Source organism: Serratia sp. LTN-2 (assembly GCF_059740205.1).
Map to the genome: position 1 here is coordinate 1 of NZ_JCAXDO010000030.1, position 2,166 is coordinate 2,166.

4 protein-coding genes and 1 pseudogene are annotated in these 2,166 nt (G+C 52.4%); all 5 read left to right on the forward strand.

All coding sequences use genetic code 11. The annotated features are described in order from the left end of the window. On the forward strand, window positions 1-114 hold a 114-nt coding region (locus AC6BYQ_RS26680; RefSeq protein WP_455678424.1), incomplete at its 5' end, for an EF-Tu C-terminal domain-related protein. Window positions 115-374: 260 nt separating this feature from the next. Continuing rightward, a complete protein-coding gene (secE, locus tag AC6BYQ_RS26685) occupies window positions 375-758 on the forward strand; it encodes a preprotein translocase subunit SecE (RefSeq protein WP_004929916.1) in 384 nt (127 codons plus the stop codon). Between the two features lies 1 nt (window position 759). After that, window positions 760-1,305: a transcription termination/antitermination protein NusG gene (gene nusG, locus AC6BYQ_RS26690; protein ID WP_004929914.1), complete on the forward strand. Its 546-nt coding sequence runs from the start codon at window positions 760-762 to the stop codon at window positions 1,303-1,305. 165 nt (window positions 1,306-1,470) lie between these two features. Next, window positions 1,471-1,899 carry a 50S ribosomal protein L11 gene (gene rplK / locus AC6BYQ_RS26695; RefSeq protein ID WP_004929911.1) on the forward strand — a complete coding sequence of 143 codons (429 nt, stop codon included), beginning with the start codon at window positions 1,471-1,473 and terminating at the stop codon, window positions 1,897-1,899. A gap of 3 nt (window positions 1,900-1,902) precedes the next feature. Continuing rightward, window positions 1,903-2,166 (forward strand): annotated as a pseudogene (gene rplA, locus AC6BYQ_RS26700) (50S ribosomal protein L1); the annotation flags it as partial.

The following is a 2,166-nucleotide window of genomic DNA, read 5'->3' on the forward strand; positions in this document are numbered from 1 at the left end:
AACATGGTTGTAACCCTGATTCACCCAATCGCGATGGACGACGGTCTGCGTTTCGCAATCCGTGAAGGCGGCCGTACCGTTGGCGCTGGTGTTGTTGCCAAAGTTATCGCTTAATCGCTGATAAAGTTTGACGCGACACGCGGTAAAAGGGCATCATTTGATGCCCTTTTTCTACGCTGTGAACTAGAACCTATCTCATCAGCGATTTTGCAGTCATAATCATTGGTGAGATGGGCTCTTAAACCGTATTGACTGAAATACGTCATAGCGTAAAACACCGGGATATCGCTAGTGCGGTATCCGATCGGTTTGGTTTGCCTCGCAATGCGAGGCAAAGTTGTTTGTTCTGAATCATCATTGTGACAGGTTGGTTTATGAGTGCGAATACCGAGGCTCAAGGGAGCGGACGCGGCCTGGAAGCGGCAAAGTGGCTGATCGTCGCCGTTCTGTTGGTTGTGGCTATTGTCGGTAACTATTACTACCGTGATTTAAGCCTGCCATTGCGCGCGCTGGCAGTTGTGCTGATCATCGCCGTTGCTGGTGCAGTGGCTCTGATGACCACCAAAGGCAAAGCCACCGTTGCGTTTGCCCGCGAAGCGCGTACCGAAGTACGTAAAGTGATTTGGCCAACTCGTCAGGAAACGCTACACACCACGTTGATCGTTGCCGCGGTAACCGCCGTGATGTCACTGATTCTGTGGGGGCTGGATGGTATTCTGGTCCGTCTGGTGTCGTTTATTACTGGCCTGAGGTTCTAAAATGTCTGAAGCTCCAAAAAAACGTTGGTACGTCGTTCAGGCGTTTTCCGGTTTTGAAGGTCGCGTAGCGCAATCGCTGCGTGAACACATCAAACTGCACGATATGGAAGAGCTGTTCGGCGAAGTGATGGTGCCTACGGAAGAAGTGGTTGAAATCCGTGGCGGCCAGCGTCGCAAGAGCGAGCGTAAGTTCTTCCCTGGCTATGTGCTGGTGCAAATGGTAATGAATGACGCCAGCTGGCACCTGGTGCGCAGCGTACCGCGCGTCATGGGGTTCATCGGCGGTACTTCTGACCGTCCTGCGCCGATCAGCGATAAAGAAGTTGATGCGATCATGAACCGCCTGCAGCAGGTTGGTGACAAGCCGCGTCCGAAAACGCTGTTCGAGCCGGGCGAGCTGGTGCGCGTCAACGACGGCCCGTTTGCCGATTTCAACGGCGTGGTCGAAGAAGTCGATTACGAGAAGAGCCGCCTGAAAGTTTCCGTTTCCATCTTCGGCCGTGCAACGCCGGTGGAACTGGACTTCAGCCAGGTTGAAAAAGGCTGATCGAATAATCAGCAGTAAGCGGTCCGTTGCCGCTTGTCAAAGGCGCGAAATTGAACTACAATTTCGCGCCTTTTGTTTTTAGATGCCTTGCCTGACGTTTGTTCGGCGAGGTTAAACACGGGGAGCCTCTCACGAGGCGATACTACCCAAACCGAGGAAATTTAAATGGCCAAGAAAGTACAAGCCTACGTTAAGCTGCAAGTTGCAGCTGGTATGGCTAACCCGAGCCCGCCAGTTGGTCCAGCTCTGGGTCAGCAAGGCGTTAACATCATGGAATTCTGTAAGGCGTTCAATGCTAAGACTGACAGCATTGAAAAAGGTCTGCCGATTCCGGTTGTTATTACCGTTTATTCTGATCGCTCCTTCACTTTCGTTACCAAAACCCCGCCAGCAGCAGTACTGCTGAAAAAAGCGGCTGGTATCAAGTCTGGTTCCGGTAAGCCGAACAAAGACAAAGTAGGTAAAGTGACCCGTGCTCAGGTACGTGAAATCGCAGAAACCAAAGCTGCGGACATGACTGGTTCTGACGTTGAAGCGATGACTCGCTCCATCGAAGGTACCGCTCGTTCCATGGGCCTGGTAGTGGAGGATTAAGAGATGGCTAAGCTGACCAAGCGCATGCGCGTGATCCGTGACAAAGTTGATGCTACTAAACAGTATGACATCACTGAAGCTGTTGCTCTGCTGAAAGAGCTGGCCACCGCTAAATTCGTAGAAAGCGTTGACGTTGCCGTGAACCTCGGCATCGACGCTCGTAAATCTGACCAAAACGTTCGTGGCGCTACCGTTCTGCCACACGGCACCGGTCGTTCCGTTCGCGTTGCCGTATTTGCCCAAGGCGCTAACGCTGAAGCAGCGAAA

What these genes read in the sequence shown, in the direction of transcription:
- rplK (WP_004929911.1), top strand. Translation starts at nt 1,471, where the DNA reads ATGGCCAAGAAAGTACAAGCCTACGTTAAGCTGCAAGTTGCAGCTGGT.
- secE (WP_004929916.1), top strand. Translation starts at nt 375, where the DNA reads ATGAGTGCGAATACCGAGGCTCAAGGGAGCGGACGCGGCCTGGAAGCG.
- nusG (WP_004929914.1), top strand. Translation starts at nt 760, where the DNA reads ATGTCTGAAGCTCCAAAAAAACGTTGGTACGTCGTTCAGGCGTTTTCC.